13 protein-coding genes and 1 tRNA gene are annotated in these 15,402 nt (G+C 65.7%); 12 read left to right on the top strand and 2 right to left on the bottom strand.

The window, feature by feature from the left end; translation table 11 throughout:
• Window positions 1-55: 55 nt before the first annotated feature.
• The gene (locus H4W01_RS01525; protein ID WP_209609606.1) at window positions 56-967 is read left to right on the top strand and encodes a LysR family transcriptional regulator; all 912 of its coding nucleotides are present in this window, start codon (window positions 56-58) and stop codon (window positions 965-967) included.
• 260 nt (window positions 968-1,227) lie between these two features.
• Here the strand turns inward: H4W01_RS01525 and H4W01_RS01530 are convergent.
• Window positions 1,228-1,320: transfer RNA gene (locus tag H4W01_RS01530), tRNA-Ser, on the bottom strand.
• 170 nt (window positions 1,321-1,490) lie between these two features.
• On the opposite strand from H4W01_RS01530, the gene H4W01_RS01535 reads away from it, so the two are divergent.
• From H4W01_RS01535 to H4W01_RS01550, 4 genes are all read left to right on the top strand, one after another.
• Complete coding sequence (locus H4W01_RS01535; RefSeq protein ID WP_209609607.1) at window positions 1,491-2,333, top strand: DUF1134 domain-containing protein; 843 nt, start codon at window positions 1,491-1,493, stop codon at window positions 2,331-2,333.
• Window positions 2,318-2,761: a DoxX family protein gene (locus H4W01_RS01540; protein WP_209609608.1), complete on the top strand. Its 444-nt coding sequence runs from the start codon at window positions 2,318-2,320 to the stop codon at window positions 2,759-2,761. The genes H4W01_RS01535 and H4W01_RS01540 overlap by 16 nt, the downstream gene beginning before the upstream one ends.
• The gene (locus H4W01_RS01545; RefSeq protein ID WP_209613526.1) at window positions 2,758-2,907 is read left to right on the top strand and encodes a hypothetical protein; all 150 of its coding nucleotides are present in this window, start codon (window positions 2,758-2,760) and stop codon (window positions 2,905-2,907) included. The genes H4W01_RS01540 and H4W01_RS01545 overlap by 4 nt, the downstream gene beginning before the upstream one ends.
• Window positions 2,908-3,077: 170 nt before the next feature.
• Entirely contained in the window at window positions 3,078-5,270 is a 2,193-nt protein-coding gene (locus H4W01_RS01550) for a KAP family P-loop NTPase fold protein (RefSeq protein WP_209609609.1), read from the top strand.
• Between the two features lie 113 nt (window positions 5,271-5,383).
• Here the strand turns inward: H4W01_RS01550 and H4W01_RS01555 are convergent, their stop codons facing one another.
• A complete protein-coding gene (locus H4W01_RS01555) occupies window positions 5,384-6,706 on the bottom strand; it encodes a dihydroorotase (protein WP_209609610.1) in 1,323 nt (440 codons plus the stop codon).
• A 92-nt stretch (window positions 6,707-6,798) separates the two neighbouring features.
• Between H4W01_RS01555 and ygfZ the strand changes: the two genes are divergently transcribed.
• From ygfZ to fabI, 7 genes are all read left to right on the top strand, one after another.
• Complete coding sequence (ygfZ, locus tag H4W01_RS01560) at window positions 6,799-7,548, top strand: CAF17-like 4Fe-4S cluster assembly/insertion protein YgfZ (protein ID WP_334685109.1); 750 nt, start codon at window positions 6,799-6,801, stop codon at window positions 7,546-7,548.
• A gap of 110 nt (window positions 7,549-7,658) precedes the next feature.
• The gene (locus tag H4W01_RS01565) at window positions 7,659-8,846 is read left to right on the top strand and encodes an MFS transporter (RefSeq protein WP_209609611.1); all 1,188 of its coding nucleotides are present in this window, start codon (window positions 7,659-7,661) and stop codon (window positions 8,844-8,846) included.
• A 174-nt stretch (window positions 8,847-9,020) separates the two neighbouring features.
• Window positions 9,021-11,498, top strand: coding sequence for a circularly permuted type 2 ATP-grasp protein (locus H4W01_RS01570; protein WP_209609612.1), 2,478 nt, complete (start codon window positions 9,021-9,023; stop codon window positions 11,496-11,498).
• A gap of 175 nt (window positions 11,499-11,673) precedes the next feature.
• Window positions 11,674-12,552, top strand: a complete 879-nt coding sequence (locus H4W01_RS01575) for a transglutaminase family protein (RefSeq protein WP_010406751.1) — start codon at window positions 11,674-11,676, stop codon at window positions 12,550-12,552.
• 78 nt (window positions 12,553-12,630) lie between these two features.
• Window positions 12,631-13,566: a DnaJ C-terminal domain-containing protein gene (locus H4W01_RS01580; protein ID WP_010406752.1), complete on the top strand. Its 936-nt coding sequence runs from the start codon at window positions 12,631-12,633 to the stop codon at window positions 13,564-13,566.
• Window positions 13,567-13,588: 22 nt separating this feature from the next.
• Entirely contained in the window at window positions 13,589-14,554 is a 966-nt protein-coding gene (locus H4W01_RS01585; RefSeq protein WP_435804032.1) for a YihY/virulence factor BrkB family protein, read from the top strand.
• Window positions 14,551-15,354, top strand: coding sequence for an enoyl-ACP reductase FabI (gene fabI / locus H4W01_RS01590; protein ID WP_334685110.1), 804 nt, complete (start codon window positions 14,551-14,553; stop codon window positions 15,352-15,354). The genes H4W01_RS01585 and fabI overlap by 4 nt, the downstream gene beginning before the upstream one ends.
• Window positions 15,355-15,402 lie beyond the last annotated feature (48 nt).

Below are 15,402 nucleotides of genomic sequence, written 5' to 3' on the forward strand. Positions count from 1 at the left end.
AGCGTGCTTTGATTAGCCGGATCGAAAGGCAAGAACCTTTGATGCCGAGGCAAAGATGGGCAGCTTTGATCGCGCGCGTGACTTGTCGGTATTTGCGGCCGTTGCCGCGACCGGCAGCTTCTCCGCCGCAGGGCGGCAACTCGCGCTGACGCCGTCCGGCGTCAGCCGCACGATCGACCGGATCGAGGCCCGGCTCGGGACTCGGCTGCTGTTGCGCACGACACGCGCGCTCACGTTGACGGCGGAGGGCAGGACCTATCTTGGCGGTGCGCGTCGCATCCTCGCCGATCTCGACGAGGTCGAGCAGGGGATCGCCGACCAGGGTGCGCCGCGGGGCCGGATCCGGGTGAGCGCCGCCGTGTCGCATGGGCGGGTGTGTATCGTGCCGCTGCTCAAGGCCTTTACGCGGGCGCATCCCTTGATCGTCGTCGATATCAATCTGAGTGACGAGAAGGTCGATGTCGCGCAGGGGCAGGCCGATGTCGCGGTGCGTTCGGGGCCCCTGCCCGACAGCGTGCTGATGGCGCGCCGCCTGGGCGATAACGGTCGCACCATCGTTGCCTCGCCCGAATATCTCGCCGAACGCGGAACGCCGCGCGCGCCGCAGGACCTCGCGCAGCACAATTGCCTAAATTTCAATTTCCGCCGCGCCGAACCGACCTGGCCGTTCCGCGTGGACGGTGAAACAAAGGCACTGACGGTGGACGGCTCGATCGAGGCCAATAGCGGCGAGACGCTGCTGCAACTGGCGCTGGATGGCGTCGGCATCGCGCGCGTCGGTAATTTCGGGATTGGCCGGGCGCTTGCGGACGGGCGGCTGGTGCCGTTGCTGGAACCGTTTAATCCCGGCGACCGGGAGGTATTCCACGCCGTTTTCGTGGGCGGCGCGAACATCCCAGCACGCATCCGGCTGTTCGTCGATTATCTGGCGGAGCATTATGGCGAGGTCACGGACCAGCAAATCTGAGATTGCAGGGCGAGACCCTGTTTGTTGCCCTCCTCCAAGGGATCGTACCCGCCCTGGCAAGCTTGCGCAGATCGGCCGCTGCAGAAAGATCGCGGACTTGATCATGGTCAGGTTTTCCAAGACCAAGGCGCAGCATTGTCACGCCGGACCTGAACCCAGATCGCCACGGAGACAGATCAACGTCAGCGAATAGATACCGATCATTGTCAGAAATTTACGCGCCCTTGGCGGGCGTCAGCGCAGGCTGGAAAATGATGGATTGGCGGAGACGGAGGGATTCGAACCCTCGGTACCAGTAAACCCGGTACGGCGGTTTAGCAAACCGCTGGTTTCAGCCACTCACCCACGTCTCCGGATCACGGCGAAGGCGGGCTATAGCCGCGCATGCGTTGCGGATCAACAGCGCGTTCGCATGTTACCTGGCCTAAATTCGACTCGGTTGGTCGCGCGCGCAGGCGTGGTTCATTGTCGCGACAGGCACGATGGCGTTACGGGGGCAGATTGAGGCGTGGGGAGAAGAACGATGCGAACAGGATGGCACAGCGTCCCGAAATGCGGGGTCGCGTTGGCACTGGCACTCGCCACCGCCTCCGCAGGCGTCGCGGGGCAAGTGCGCACGATCGATCCCAACCAGGCGATCGACGCCGATTTGCGCGGCCAGACCACCCCAGCGCCCGCCCAGCCGCAATATCCGAACCCCGTGCCGACCGCGCCCGATGCGCAACGCTACCCCGATGCCCCGCGCTACCCGGATGCGCCGCAGTCGAGCGCGCCGCTCCCCGGACCGGCATCGACGACGCCGACACCGGCAGACGGCACCACACGCGATGCGCGGGCGCAATCGGCGGCGCGCAACGGGGCCGACGCCGAATCCGCCGCCAGCCAGACCTTCCAGAAGCAGGAACTGCTCAACGCCGCCGAGGGCACCTTCGGCAAGGGTGCGGCTGGCCTGGCCGGCATCCTCGAGCGCACGCTGAAGGAGCAGGGCGAGCCCAACGCCTATATCGCCGGGCGCGAAGCGTCGGGCGCGGTGGTGGTCGGCCTGCGCTATGGCAAAGGCACGATGTTCCACAAGATCGAGGGGCAGCAGCCCGTCTATTGGACGGGGCCGTCGGTCGGCTTCGACCTGGGCGGGGATGCCAATAAGGTGTTCGTATTGGTCTATAATCTTTACGATTCGGAAGACCTGTACAAGCGCTTCCCGGCGGGCGAGGGGCGCGTTTATTTCGTCGGCGGGTTCGCCGCCACCTATTTGCGGCGCGGCAATATCGTGCTGATCCCGATCCGGCTGGGCGTCGGCTGGCGGCAGGGCGTGAACCTTGGCTATATGAAGTTCAGCCATACATCGAAGTGGTTCCCCTTCTGAGCCAGCGCTCCGCCAGCGCCGCACCGCGTGCCCGAGCGGTGCTGCGCGCGGTGCTGGCTGTGGCCTATCTCGCGGCGGGGGTGTTGCACGTTGCGGTGCCGGGGCCGTTTCTGTCGATCACGCCCGCCTTCGTGCCCTTTCCCAAGGCCGTGATCCTCGTGACCGGCCTGTGCGAGATCGCCGGGGCGGTGGGGCTGTACCTGCCGCGCTGGCGGTGGTGGGCGGGGGTGATGCTGGCGCTGTATGCGGTGTGCGTCTATCCCGCCAATGTGAAACATGCGGTGGATTATATCGAGCATGGCACCGGCGGATTGAGCCTGTGGTACCATGTCCCGCGTTTGCTGTTTCAGCCGGTGATCGTGTGGTGGGCGCTGTTCGCCGGCGGCGTGATCGACTGGCCCTTCAAGCGGCGGAGCAGCTTCCGATGAGCGACATGGACGACACCATCATCGACACCCCCGACGGCCCGATGACCTGGGCCGCGTGGAAGAAGAAGAACCCGGTGCAGATCCCCTCGCGCCGCACCAAGGGCAAGGATTTGCCGGTGAAGGTGAAGCGCTTCACCGAGAAGTGAGCGCGCCTGCCGCAGCGCGGAAGGTTAGTGTTAAACCGGTTCGGTTGACAGGCGTTGCTGTGTATCGGGATCTTTAATTCGACTCGGATCAAAGGTATGAGCTCGGAACTGGCGTGGTCAGTTTTGTGCGGTAGACTAGCGCTTCAGGACAAATAGTCCAATGTGTATACATGACTCACAACAGCCACCAATTTTCCGACGATTCTCCCAAAGCGAATCCTTGGCGCGACGATGCGCTTGGCTTCGCGAACTTCGCTGGTCGGCTTGCCGACGCGCTGGTCGCACAGGAAGCACCTTCGGGCTATGTTTTCGGGCTCCACGGCGATTGGGGATCGGGCAAATCTACGGTCCTAAATTTCGTGAGAAGCCATCTCGAAAAGTGGCGAGAGGAAGCGCGTGAGGATTTAGCGAACCTCCAGTGGTTCGACTTCGAACCGTGGATCGTTTCGGGCCACCAGGACCTCGCTTCTGCCTACTTCAAGGTGTTGTCGGAGAAGCTCGGAGATGCCGCCGAAAAGCGGGCCACAATCCGTCGTCTGACGAAAGGTGCAATCGATGTCGGCGGGGACAAGCTCATTGACGCCGCCGCAAAGCTTGGTTGGGTTATCGATCATACCGGTGGAGCGGCGTCCAAAGCCGGTGCCTCGATCGGTAAGATCGCGGTAAAAAAAGCTGCAGAAAAGTGGTTGTCCGAGCCTTCTCTGCAGAAGACCTACGGCGAACTCGTCGGGCGGCTAAAGAAGGCAGATCGGCGTTTCATCGTGTTCATCGACGATATCGACCGGTTGACCAACGAAGAAATTCGTTCGCTTATGCAGATGGTCAAGACCGTCGGTCGACTGCCGAACGTGACCTATGTCCTATCGTACGATCGACAGATCGTGTGGTCGGCGCTTGGCAGTTTGGCACCTACTGACGGTGCGCGGTCGGGTTATGCGGAGAAGATCGTCCAGCATGAACTAGAAGTGCCGATGCCGAGCCGGACCGGGATCATGCGCATGCTGGAACTGGGGCTGCCTACTCTACCTCCACGCCCGACGCTGGGGATTCGATGGATGGAAATGTTGCAGGCTGGACTGCACAGGTGGTTGCGGCACCCACGCGACGTCGTGCGCTTGTCCAATGCCATGCATTTCGCGTGGGCGGCTTTGAAGGACGAGATCGACGCCTATGATGTTCTATGTATGGAGGCACTGCGCCTGTTTGATCGCAAGGTATTCGACTGGATCCGCAACAATCGCACACTACTCCTTGGCGAGGGACTGAGTTATGCGATAGCAGCTAACGACGAAGCCTCCCTTGCTGCCGCCAATGCCTTGGGCGACATGCTGAGCGAGGGTGCCAGGGCAGATATCGTTCCGATGCTTCGCCTGCTCTTCCCGACCAAAACCGACCTGTTTGGAAACAGCAGACGAGCTTATTCGGCAGAGAATTGGACTGATGTCGTCGCGCGCCGAGGCGTCGCCACGAAGCCTGGCTACACTGCTTACTTCAGCCTATCGCCTTCCCCATATTCGATTCCGAAACTGTGGATCGAGCAAGCGGCGACACCTGGCCTGTCGCGCCAACAGCACCTTGAGCTGATCGACGCTGCGTTGGCCCTTCAGGATGAAGGCGGCATCAGCCTTGTCGGCGAGTATTTCCAGGAGGTTGGTCATCGCGTCCGGCTGCTCGACGCTTCCGACCTTACCACGCTTCTGGGTGCCTTGGTAGATCGGTGCGTTGCGGTGTCGTTTGCCAATGGGGAGATGGGAGCGTTCGGTCCCTCTTCCGCTCATTTTTATCTCATCACGCAAATCTTCGAGCGCCTTGGCCCGGGGGCCACAGCGGATGTGGTGGATGATATTTTTGCAAACTCTAACGATGTCGGGGCGTTGGCTGCGTTGTATGTCGATCTCGGTCGGTCGACTGGGGCTATCGCAATGGATGGAGGATCACGAAAGTATTTCATCCCAAGTGATCGACTTGCCGCGCTTGGGGAGGCGCTGCTGCCGCTCATCGAGGCTGCGAATGCGGCGGACATCTTAACGGATTTGCCCCACTATTACGAAGTGGCGCGGGCTTGGGCTCATCTCGGCAAGTTGAAAGAAGCGAGGGCATGGCTCGCGCGGGAAGCCCGTCGCAGCGGTCATACACTGGCGCGTCTTTCGCGGGGTTTGCTCGGCCGGTCAAATGATGGGTCGCGCATGGAATTTGGCCTATACAGGGATCCTGAGACGGATCTCTATGACGTCGAGGCGATCGCAGATGGTTGCGAGCGCTTTTCTAAATCGCCGGATCTGACCGAGGTTGAACGGGATAGGATTGAGGCGTTGCGCGTCGGGCTCGACGTGCTACGACGCAAGTCGCTTCCGCCGCCCTAGCGAAGACGAACGCGGCGGGAGAAAGGCCATGTTGCATCCAGTGGAGGGGTTGGATGTCGACAGCCTAACGCGGGATTTCATTACTCTACGCTTGCCCGATTTATCCACCCCCCTCACCCAAACTCCACCGCCTCGAACCGGATCGGCTCGCCGACCGCCGCGCCAGCCAGCGCGCCGTCCCACATCACGCGGTGGCCGCGGATGATGGTGCCGATCGGGCGGCCGGTGAGGTCCATGCCGGTAAAGGGCGACCAGCCGCAGCGCGAGGCGAGCCAGTCTTCGGTGATCGTCCAGCGCGCCTTCAAGTCCACCACCGAGAAATCGGCGTCATAGCCGACCGCGATGCGGCCCTTGCCGACGATGCCGAACACGCGCTGCGGCCCGGCGCTGGTGAGGTCGATCACGCGGGCGAGCGTGGTTCGCCCCTCCGCCACATGGTTGAGCATCAGCGGCAGCAGCGTCTGCACGCCGGGCATGCCGCTGGGCGAGCCGGGATAGGGCTTGGCCTTTTCCTCGAGCGTATGCGGGGCGTGGTCGGAGCCGAGAATGTCGGCGACGCCCTGGTCGACCCAATGCCACAGCCCGTCGCGATGCGCGCCCGAGCGGATCGGCGGGTTCATCTGTGCCAGTGTGCCGAGCCGGGAATACGCCTCCTCGCCCGCCAGCGTGAGGTGCTGCGGGGTCACCTCGCAGGTCACGATGTCCTTGTGCGCGCTCAGGAACTCCAGCTCGGCGGGGGTGGTGATGTGCAGCACATGGATGCGCCGCCGCGCCGCACGGGCGAGCGCGACGATGCGCTTGGTCGCGAGCAGCGCGCTTTCATCGTCGCGCCACACCGGGTGCGAGGACGGGTCGCCGGGCACGCGCTCGTCGGCGCGGGCGTTCATGCGGTCCTCATCCTCGGCATGGATGGCGACGCGGCGATGGCCCGAAGCGAGCACGGCGGCGAGCGAAGCGTCTTCCGAGACCAGCAAATCACCGGTCGAGGCACCCATGAAAATCTTGACGCCAGCGGTGCCGGGCATCCGCTCCAGCTCGGCGAGATCGGCGGCATTGTGGTTGGTCGCGCCGACATAGAAAGCGTGGTCGCACCACATCCGATGATGCGCGCGGGCGAGCTTGTCGGCAATCGCCTCGGCCGAATCGGTATTGGGCTTGGTGTTGGGCATTTCGAACACGGCGGTCACCCCGCCGAGCACCGCCGCGCGCGCGCCGGATTCGAGGTCTTCCTTATGGACGAGGCCGGGTTCGCGGAAGTGGACTTGCGTGTCGATGACGCCGGGCAGGATGTCGAGCCCGGTGCAGTCGATCGTCTCGCCCGCATCGCCGCTTACGCCGATCGCGGCGATTTTCCCTGCGATGACGCCGACGCTGGTCTGCACGGGGCCCGCGGGCAAATGGACGGTGCCGTTCTTCAGGAGGAGATCGAAAGTCACTGCACGCACTCCGTTCGGGCGGAATTTGTCGAAGCCCTGACCTTGATCCCCGCCCGACGGGGAAAGGCAGCCTGGCGGGAAGCGCCCTGCGCATGGGTGACAAAGAGTCGCGGGCTTCCTACCTGTTCGTCATGCCAGAAACCACCCTGACCGACCGAGCGCTCCTTCGCATCGCGGGCGATGACCCGCGCGGCTTCCTGCAAGGGCTTGTCACGCACGACATGGCGAGCGTGGTGCCGGGCGCGCCGCAATGGGGCGGGCTGCTGACGCCGCAGGGCAAGGCGCTGTTCGATTTCGTGCTGTGGGCTGAGGGTGACGCGATCCTGGTCGATTGCGAGGCGAGCGCGGCGGAGGCGCTGGCGCGGCGCTTGTCGATGTACCGGTTGCGGCGCGCGATCACGATCGAACGCACTGGCGGCGCGGTGCATTGGGCGCGCGAGGGTGGCGAGGGCGTGCCCGATCCGCGTCTGGCCGCGCTCGGGCGGCGCTGGATCGGCGATGCGGGGGCGGCGGCCGAGGGCTGGCTGGCGCACCGGCTGTCGCTGGGGGTGACCGAGGGGCTGGCTGAGCTTGGCAACGACCAGACGTTGTGGCTGGAATGCAATGCGCGCGAGCTGAACGGGGTGAGCTTCACCAAGGGCTGCTATGTCGGGCAGGAGAATACCGCGCGGATGCACCATCGCAGCAAGGTCAACCGGCGGCTGGTGGTCGCGCCGCTGGGCGAAGCCGGGGACCGCACGCGGGCGACGTATCCCGAGCTCGGGCTGATGGTGGAACTGCGCCGGGTGGAGGCGCTGGGCGATGCGCGGGTGCCCGACTGGATGGCGGCCGCGTTGGCGTAACGCAGCCGACGGTCCCCTATACCAAAGGGTGAGTCCGGATCGGGGCACGGCTCGCTATTTTCATGATCGATCGTCAGCTTTGACGGTGGCCCGCGCAGAAGGACGAAGCGATGGATAGGACAGCGCAAGCGAACCGCGCCGAACCGCGCGCGCTGTCGCACGGGCTCACGCTGACGATGGCGGTCGCGACCGGCATTGCCGTATCCAACATCTATTATAACCAGCCGATGCTCGGCATTATCGAGCGGGATTTGCCCGGCGCGTGGACCGGGCTGGTGCCGACCGCGACGCAATTGGGCTATGCGGCGGGGCTGTTCCTGCTCACGCCGCTGGGCGATCTGCTGGAGCGCAAGCGGCTGATCGTCGTGCAGTTCGTGGTGCTGGCGCTGGCGCTGGCACTGGCGGCGGTGGCCCCCAATGTCGCCTTGCTGCTGGTGGCGTCGCTGCTGGTCGGGGTGACGGCGACGGTCGCGCAGCAGATCGTGCCGTTCGCGGCGCATCTGTCCGATCCGGCCAAGCGCGGCGCGACGGTCGGCACGGTGATGGCTGGGCTGTTGTGCGGCATCCTGCTCAGCCGGACGCTCGCCGGGCTGGTGGCGACGCATGCCGGATGGCGCGCAATGTTCTGGCTGGGCGTGCCGCTGGCGCTGGGCGCGGGCGGGCTGATGGCGGCGCGGTTGCCGCGCAGCCTGCCCGAGACGACGATTGGTTATCCTGCGCTGATGGCGTCGCTGACCGGCCTGTGGCGCGAATTCGCCGAACTGCGGCTGGCCGCCGCGACGCAGGCTTTGTTGTTTGCGGCCTTCACCGCGTTCTGGACGATCTTGGCCCTGTATCTGCAGACGCCGCGCTTCGCGCTGGGGGCGGATGTCGCCGGGCTGTTCGGCATTGTCGGCGCGATCGGCATTCTCGCGGCACCGGTGGCGGGGCGTTTCGCCGACCGCTACGGGCCGCACCGCGTGATCGTGCTGGGGGCGGTGCTGACGCTGCTGTCCTGGCTGATTTTCGGGGCGTGGCTGTCGATCGCGGGGCTGATCGTCGGCGTGGTTCTGCTCGACTTTGCGGTGCAGAGCGCGCTCGTGTCGAACCAGCATCTGGTCTATGCGCTGCGGCCCGAAGCGCGGGCGCGGCTCAATACGATCTTCATGGGGGCGATGTTCCTGGGCGGGGCGGGCGGATCGGCGGCGGCGACGGCGGCGTGGAATGCCGGTGGCTGGAGCGCGGTATCGGGCCTGGGGATCGCGCTGTCGGCGGGGGCGGCGCTGCTCCAATTGCGCAGCATGATGCGGCGGCGCTGACCTTTGGCGGTGTGACCGCGCGGTTCGCGCGCACTCGCATGTTGCGTGTGCGAGCCGATTGTGGCCATGTCGCGCGCGACAAAGGGACCACTGAGTGATCGATAGCGCATCATCCATAGAGCGTTGCCCGGCACCAGGCCGGCCGCAGGGCGAAATGCCGGTGCGCGGTTTCTGATGGCGAGCGCGCCCGCCCCGTCGCTGCTCGACCCCGGCATCCACGCCGCGCGCTGGGTCGCCGAGTATCGCGCGCGGGCGGTCACCGGCGATGTGCTCACTGCCGATCCCGATCCGGCGTGGGTGGCGATGTTCGAGGAACTGGCGGCGGCGGCGGGCGACGATCTCGGCCTCGCGCGCGAACGCGTGCAGCGCCATGCCGAGGATATCGGCACGGGCTTCCGCATCATCGGCGAAAGCGAGGAACGGCCGTGGCCACTGTCGCCGGTGCCGCTGCTGATCGGCGCGGACGAATGGCGCACGATCGAGGCGGGGATCGTGCAACGCGCCGATCTGCTCGAAAGCGTGATCGCCGATCTGTACGGCGATGCATCGCTAGTCGCGCGTGGGCTGATCCCGGCGGCGCTGGTCGGGGGATCGCCCTTCTTCCTGCGACCGATGGCGGGCTTGGTGCCGTCGGGCGGGCATCATCTGCAGTTCATCGCGGTCGATCTCGGGCGCGGGCCGACCGGCGAATGGCGCGTGCTGGCCGATCATCTGCGCAGCCCCGCAGGCGCGGGCTATGCGCTGGAGAACCGGCTGGCGATCGCGCGGACGCTGGGCGGCTTGCAGGCGCGGCTGAACGTGCAGCGCCATGCGCCCTTCTTCGCGGCGTTTCGCGATGGGCTGGCGGCGGCGTGCCGCCGCGCGGAACCGCGCATCGGGCTGCTGACACCGGGGCGTTATAGCGCGAGCTATGCCGAGCAGGCGCATCTGGCGCGCTATCTCGGCTTCCTGCTGGTCGAGGGCGCGGATCTCGCTGCGCTGGAGGACAAACTCTATGTCCGCACGATTGGCGGGCTGAAGCGCGTCGATGCACTGTGGCACCGCGTCGACCCGCGTTTGCTCGATCCGTTGGCGTTCGATTCGCATTCGCGCATTGGCGTCGCCGGGCTGATCGATGCGGCGGCGGCGGGCAATGTCGTCATCGCCAATGTGCCGGGCGCGGGGGTGCTCGAATCGGCGGCGTTCGGCGCGTTCCTGCCGCGCCTGGCGACGCGGCTGTTTGGCGCGGACCTGATCCTGCCCAACATCGCGACCTGGTGGTGCGGGCAGGATGATGCGCGGGCGGCGGTGATCGAGGATCTCGACCAGATGTTGATCGGCCCGGCTTTTGGCGTGGCTCCGCTGGGGCTGGGCAGCGCGGTCGCGGTGCCGGGGGCGGAGATTGTCGGCGATGCACGCGTCGCGCTGCTCGATGACATGACGCGGCGGCCACAGGATTATGTCGGGCAGGAGATCGTCCGACTGTCGACCATGCCGGTGGTGACCGATGCCGGGCTGGCCGCGCGCCCTTTCACGCTGCGCGTCTTCGCGGCGCGCGGGGCGGATGGGCATTGGACCGTGCTGCCCGGGGGTTTCGCGCGCATCGCCGAACATCCCGATCCGCGCGCGTCGGTGATGGGGGAGGGCTGCTGGTCCGCCGATGTCGCGATTCATGGCGGTGAGGCGGTCGCGCCGGTCTCGCTCTTACCGCCCGCCGACACCATCCATGTGCGCCGCAACCCCGGCACCTTGCCGAGCCGCGTCGCCGACAATTTCTTCTGGCTCGGGCGCTATCTGGAACGCGGCGAGGCGTTGCTGGCGATCATCCGCGTGATGCTGGGCAATTCGATCGATGCCGATGCCGGGGCGGCACTCGCGCCCGAGACGGTCGGGCGGCTGGTCGGGCTGGCGGTCAATGTTGGGGCGGCACCGCACCCGCCGAGCTTGCGCCGCGCCGATCTCGCCGCCTTTGCGCGCACCGCGATGGAGGATGGCGACTGGCACAGCGTGCGCTCGATCAACCGGCTGGCGCGCGGCATCGGGCAGGGGTCGCGCGATCGGCTGGCGGCGGATGTCGTGCGGCTGCTCGATGCACCCTATCCGAGCAAGGGCGGGATGCTCGATCGCGCAGGCACGCTGCAGCGCCGCTATGCCGCTTTGTCGGGCCTGTCCGCCGAACATATGGGGCGCACCGCGGCGTGGCGCTTCCACGATCTCGGGCGCAGGCTGGAACGCGCGCTGACGGTGACGCGCGCGCTGCGCGTGTTCGGCATGGCGCAAGCGAGTGCCGACGATCTGTCGAGCCTGCTCGACCTTGCCGACAGCCAGATCAGCTACCGCCAGCGCTATCTGACCGGCATCGCACGTGTGCCGGTGGTCGATCTGGTGGCGCTCGATCCTGGCAATCCGCGCTCGCTCGCCTTCCAGATTTGCCGGATTTGCGAACATCTGGCGGCGCTGCCGGTGCTGGAGGATGACGGGATGGAAGAGCCGCAGCAGACGCAGGGCACGGTGCTGACCGCGATCGTGTCGACCGCGACCGCCGCCGGGCTCGACGCCGACGTGCTGGGCGATGTCGAACGGCGGCTGTTCCAATTGTCCGAGGCGATTGCGCGGCGGTATTTCCTGCAAGGGGCCGAGCCGCTGCGCGCAGCGGGGATGGTGCTGGCGTGAGCCGCAGCGCGGCTTGGAGCGCCTCGCGCCAAGACTCGCGCCAGGCCGGCCGGCGTCGCGCAGGCGACGTCCGACGACGCGGGATTTACTCCCGCGTCCGCGCTAGCGGCAATGCCGTCCATCCCTCATGCCAACCCACCCCCAGCCCCTCCCTTCCAGGGAGGGGAGGCAGAAGATGATCTACGACATCCGCCACATCACGCGCTTCGATTACGGGGCGAATGTGAAATTCGCGCGCTGCAATTTGCGGCTGAAGCCGATCCATTGGTCTGGGCAGGATTTGCTCGACTATCGACTCACCATTTCGCCGTCGGGGCGCGTCTCGCCCGCGCGCGCCGAGGCAGGGCTCGCCAATGTGATGCGGATGGTGGTCGATGCGCCGGTACGGCATCTGACGATCGAAAGCGTGTCGCGGATCAAGGTGGATCGCCCGGTGCCGATGCCGTCCAACGGCTCGCCACCCTTGCGCGAAATCGCCGCCGCCGCGCGCGCCAGCCGTGATCCGTCGCCCGCCGGCCCGGCCAATTATATTTTCCCCTCGCCGCTGATCCCGCTGGATCGCGACATTGCCGATTGGTGCGCGCAGGATCTCCACCCCGATCGCCCCGCGCTCGACGCCGCCATTGGCCTTGCGCAGCGCATCCAGCACGATTTCGCGTTCGATCCGCAGGCGACGTTGGTCGATACGTCGCCGCATGAGGCGTTCATGAAGCGCGGCGGTGTGTGCCAGGATTTCGCGCAGATCATGATTACCGGCCTGCGCGCCGCCGGACTGCCCGCCGCTTATGCCTCGGGCTATATCCGCACGATCCCGCCACCCGGGCAGGCGCGGCTGGTGGGGGCCGATGCGACGCACGCCTGGGTGCTGCTGTGGTGCGGGGCCGAACTGGGCTGGGTCGGCGTCGATCCGACCAACGGCATCTGGATGGCGGGCGACCATATCGTGATGGCGATTGGCCGCGATTATGGCGAGATCGCGCCGATCGACGGCGTCGTACTCGGCTCCAGCGCGCAGAAAATGGACGTCAGCGTCGATGTGGCACCGCTAATCTAGGCTACGGCGTTTGCACTCGCTCCCGCGATACCCCAAATAGATCGCACCTAAGACCATATCAGCACACCGGGGACATTCGTGGCCGATCCATATGCAACGCTGGGCGTCGCGCGCACCGCGACCGATGCGGAGATCAAGAAAGCATATCGCAAGCTCGCGAAAGAGCTGCATCCTGATCGCAACAAGGACAACCCGAAGGCGACCGATCGCTTCGGCCAGGTGACGCAGGCCTATGATCTGTTGCTCGACAAGGACAAGCGCGCGCGCTTCGATCGCGGGGAGATAGACGGCGATGGCAATCCGGCGTCGCCCTTTGGGTTCGGTGCGGGCGGCGGCAATACCGGCGGGTTCCGCCCCGGCCCGGGTGGTGCCGGCTTCCAGGCCGACGGCCCCGATCTGAGCGACATTTTCGAGAACATGTTCGCAGGCAGCAGCGGGCGCGGCGGCTTTGCCGGGGGCTTTGGCGGTTTTGGGCGGCGCGAACAGCCCAAGGGCGCAAACGTGCTGTACAAGCTCGACGTGCCGTTCGTTGACGCGGTGGCGGCCAAGCCGCAGCGCATTACGCTGGCCGACAATAAGACGATCGACCTGAAATTGCCTGCGGGTCTTGAGAGCGGCGCGCAAATGCGGCTGGCCGGCAAAGGGCAGGTTGGACCGGGCGGCAATGGCGACGGCATCGTCACCATCACCGTGCTGCCGCATCGCTTCTTCGAACGCGTCGGCGACGATGTCCGGCTCGATTTGCCGATCAGCCTGTCGGAAGCGGTGCTGGGGGCGAGCGTGCGCGTGCCGACCGCCGAGGGCGCGGTGATGCTGACGATCCCCAAGGGATCGAATTCGGGCAAGGTGCTGCGGTTGCGCGGGCGCGGGTTCCACCGCAAGGATGGCACGCGTGGCGATCAGTTGGTGACGCTGATGGTCGATCTGCCGGTCGATGACGATGCGCTGATCGAGTTTGTCGAGGGCTGGAAAGACAAGGACTTGCGGAACCCGCGCGGCGGAATGGGCGTCTGACCCGTTCCAGGAGACCGACCGCGTGAGCCATATTTCCCCCGTATCCCCCGAAGAGCGCGAAGCGCAACGAGCGGCGGGGGGCAGTGCTGTGCCGGTCGGCCGGACGTACCTGGAGCGGCTGGCCAGGCGGGCCTGGCAAGTGTTGCAGCGGGTGTTGATCGGGGTGTTTTCCGACGGCTTCATTCACGCCGGTAACCTGGCCTATCTGGCGCTGCTGACGGTGTTTCCGTTCTTCATCCTGGCGGCGGCGATCGCCTCGCTGATCGGGCAGAGCGCGGAGACGCAGCGCGCGGTCGCCTCCTTCCTTCACGTCCTGCCGCCCAATGTCAGCGAGTTGCTCGCCAAGCCGATCGCGGATGTGCTGGTCGCGCGGACGGGCTCGCTTCTGTGGCTGGGCGCGATTGTCGGGCTGTGGTCGGTCGGGAGTTTCGTCGAGACGATCCGTGACATTTTCCGCCGCGCCTATGGCGTGAAGATGAGCCGACCGTTCTGGCATTACCGGCTGAGTTCGATGCTGGTCATTATCGTGTCGGTGGTCGTCGCCTTGCTGTCCTTCCTGGTGCAGGGCGTGCTGACGGCGGCAGAGCGCTTCATTTACGACGTGCTGCCGGTCGCGCGCGATGTGGCGGGCTGGGTCGGCGTGTCGCGCGCGGTGCCGGGGGTGGTGATGTTCATCGCGCTCTACATGCTGTTCTTTTCGGTCACGCCGGCCAAATATCGCCTGAGCAAATGCCCGAAATGGCCGGGCGCGCTGTTCACCAGCGCGTGGTGGGTGACGATCACGGCGTTGCTACCGGTGATCCTGTCGCGCCTCAGCAGCTACAGCCTGACCTATGGCAGCCTGGCGGGGGTGATCGTGGCGCTGTTGTTCTTCTTTCTGGTGGGGCTTGGCATCGTCGTCGGGGCGCATTTGAATGCGGCACTGGCGGAACCCCCCGAACCGGGAGTAGAGAGCGCTCACGGAATCAAGGAGTTTATACCGGCGTGATGGAATTGATGGCAGGCAAACGCGGGCTGATCATGGGCCTCGCCAACGATCGCTCGCTCGCCTGGGGCATTGCCAAGAAGCTCAGCGAAGCGGGGGCAGAGCTTGCCTTCAGCTATCAGGGCGAGGCGATGGAGAAGCGCGTGCGGCCGCTGGCCGAGCAGCTTGGCGTGGCACGATTGTTCGATTGCGACGTGTCGGACATGACGGCGCTGGACGCGACCTTCGCCGAACTCGCGAAGGAATGGCCGACGATCGACTTCGTCGTCCATGCGATCGGCTTTTCGGACAAGAACGAGCTGCGCGGCGGCTATGTCGATACCACGCTCGACAATTTCCTGATGACGATGAACATCTCGGTCTATTCGTTCGTCGCGGTGGCACAGCGGGCCTCGAAGATGATGCCCAATGGCGGATCGCTGCTGACGCTCAGCTACTATGGCGCGGAAAAGGTCATCCCGCATTACAACGTCATGGGCGTGGCCAAGGCGGCGCTGGAGACGAGCGTGCAATATCTCGCGGTCGACCTCGGGCGCGACAATATCCGCGTTAACGCGATCTCGGCCGGGCCGATCAAGACGCTGGCGGCCTCGGGGATTGGCGATTTCCGCCTGATCCTGAAGTGGAACGAGTTGAACTCGCCACTCAAGCGCAACGTGACGATCGAGGATGTCGGCGGGGCCGGCCTGTATCTGCTGAGCGACCTGTCGAGCGGTGTGACTGGCGAGACGCACCATGTCGATGCGGGCTATCATGTGATCGGCATGAAGGCCGAAGACGCGCCGGATATCGCGCTGGCGTAATGCACCCTCTCCCAACGGGAGAGGGAAGGGGCCCGCGCCGCAGGCGTG

The organism is Sphingomonas sp. PL20, from assembly GCF_017875905.1.
GTDB lineage: Bacteria > Pseudomonadota > Alphaproteobacteria > Sphingomonadales > Sphingomonadaceae > Sphingomonas > Sphingomonas echinoides.